The following is a 2,500-nucleotide window of genomic DNA, read 5'->3' as shown; positions in this document are numbered from 1 at the left end:
CGAAACCCGGTGATCTACCCATGACCAGGTTGAAGTTGCAGTAACATGCAATGGAGGACCGAACCAGTTGACGTTGAAAAGTCTTTGGATGAGTTGTGGGTAGGGGTGAAAGGCCAATCAAACCGGGAAATAGCTCGTACTCCCCGAAATGCTTTTAGGAGCAGCGTGGAGGTAAAGTCTGTTAGAGGTAGAGCTACCGATAGGACTAGGGGGAGTCAAATCCTACCAAATCCTGACGAACTCCGAATGCTAACAGATATACTCCGCAGTGAGGGTAAGGGTGCTAAGGTCCTTATCCGAGAGGGAAAGAACCCAGACCTTCAGCTAAGGTCCCCAAATCTATACTAAGTTGAACTAAGGCGGTTCAGTTGCACAGACAGCCAGGATGTTGGCTTGGAAGCAGCCATTCATTTAAAGAGTGCGTAACAGCTCACTGGTCGAGCGACAGAGCATCGATGATGATCGGGCATTAAGTATAGTACCGAAGCTAAGGCAGTAGTTTACTACTGGGTAGGGGAGCATTCTATTCCGCGAAGAAGCAGTCTGGTGATGGATTGTGGAGCGTATAGAAAAGCAAATGTAGGCATAAGTAACGATAAGGCGGGTGAGAAACCCGCCCACCGATAGACTAAGGTTTCCTGATCAACGCTAATCGGATCAGGGTTAGTCGGGACCTAAGGCGAAACCGAATGGTGTAGTCGATGGACAATTGGTTAATATTCCAATACCACCGTATTCAGCGATGGGGTGACGGAGTAGTGAAAGATCCGCGAACTGACGGAATAGTTCGTTAAAGGGTGTAGTTATAGGCTGTGTAGGCAAATCCGCACGGCTTGATGAACCTGATAGTACCACAATGCTTCGGCAGCGTGGATAGTGATCCTAATCAGACTTCCAAGAAAAACCTCTAAGCATATGTATATGGTGCCCGTACCGCAAACCGACACAGGTAGTCAAGGAGAGAATCCTGAGGTGCTCGAGTGATCCGTGGCTAAGGAACTAGGCAAAATGGCCCTGTAACTTCGGGAGAAGGGGCGCTTCCTCATGCTTGCATGAGAAGCCGCAGTGAATAGGCCCAGGCGACTGTTTAGCAAAAACACATGGCTTTGCGAAATCGAAAGATAAAGTATAAGGCCTGACACCTGCCCGGTGCTGGAAGGTTAAGGGGGGATGTTATCCGTAAGGAGAAGCATTGAACTGAAGCCCCAGTAAACGGCGGCCGTAACTATAACGGTCCTAAGGTAGCGAAATTCCTTGTCGGGTAAGTTCCGACCTGCACGAATGGTGTAACGATCTGGGCACTGTCTCAGCCACGAGCTCGGTGAAATTGTAGTAGCGGTGAAGATGCCGCTTACCCGCAACGGGACGAAAAGACCCCATGAACCTTTACTATAGCTTCACATTGGTATTGGGTAAATGATGTGTAGGATAGGCGGGAGACTTTGAAGCTGCATCGCTAGGTGTGGTGGAGTCGTTGGTGAAATACCGCCCTTTATTTATCTGATGCCTAATCCGCAAACGCGGAGACAGTGTGTGGTGGGTAGTTTGACTGGGGTGGTCGCCTCCAAAAGAGTAACGGAGGCTTTCAAAGGTACCCTCAGTACGCTTGGTAACCGTACGTAGAGCGCAATAGCATAAGGGTGCTTGACTGTGAGGCCTACAAGCCGATCAGGGTCGAAAGACGGATATAGTGATCCGGTGGTTCCGCATGGAAGGGCCATCGCTCAAAGGATAAAAGGTACTCTGGGGATAACAGGCTGATCTCCCCCAAGAGCTCATATCGACGGGGAGGTTTGGCACCTCGATGTCGGCTCGTCACATCCTGGGGCTGGAGAAGGTCCCAAGGGTTGGGCTGTTCGCCCATTAAAGTGGCACGCGAGCTGGGTTCAGAACGTCGTGAGACAGTTCGGTCTCTATCTGTTGTGGGCGTAAGAAGTTTGAGAGGACCTGTCTTTAGTACGAGAGGACCGAGATGGACTAACCGCTGGTGTATCAGTTGTGCCGCCAGGTGCACCGCTGAGTAGCTACGTTGGGAAGAGATAAGCGCTGAAAGCATCTAAGTGCGAAACTCCCCTCAAGATGAGACTTCTTTATAAGGGACGTTATAGATGATGACGTTGATAGGCTGCAGGTGTAAAGGCAGGAATGTCAAAGCCGAGCAGTACTAATTACCCGTAAACTTTCCGTAGCCACCTACTGACTAGTTCAGTAGGTGGCGCCAACACTCTACTTGTGTGATACTCTTACAATTAATATGTCACTGTCAGTGATAAGGTCTAAGGATAAAGGTTTAAGGTTCGCCTTAAGGCTTAATCCTTACCCCTTAAAACGACAGTTAAGATTTTATGGTGATTATAGCGGTGGGGTCCACCTCTTCCCTTTCCGAACAGAGAAGTTAAGCCCACTTGCGCTGATGGTACTGCCTTTACCGGTGGGAGAGTAAGTAGTCGCCAGATTATTATTAAAACCCTTATCATAGACGATAAGGGTTTTTTTATGC

At 49.2% G+C, this 2,500-nt stretch carries 2 rRNA genes (1 of these 2 cut by a window edge); both read left to right on the top strand.

The window, feature by feature from the left end:
• Window positions 1-2,188 (top strand): 23S ribosomal RNA (locus J4E76_RS20690); it begins 705 nt to the left of the window's first position.
• Between the two features lie 156 nt (window positions 2,189-2,344).
• A 5S ribosomal RNA gene (gene rrf, locus J4E76_RS20685) occupies window positions 2,345-2,456 on the top strand.
• Window positions 2,457-2,500: the final 44 nt, after the last annotated feature.

Source organism: Roseivirga sp. E12 (assembly GCF_017592825.1).
In the GTDB taxonomy this organism is placed as follows: Bacteria; Bacteroidota; Bacteroidia; order Cytophagales; family Cyclobacteriaceae; genus Roseivirga.
The sequence above is the reverse complement of the archived record's forward strand: the minus strand, read 5'-3'. Positions and strand labels throughout refer to the sequence as shown.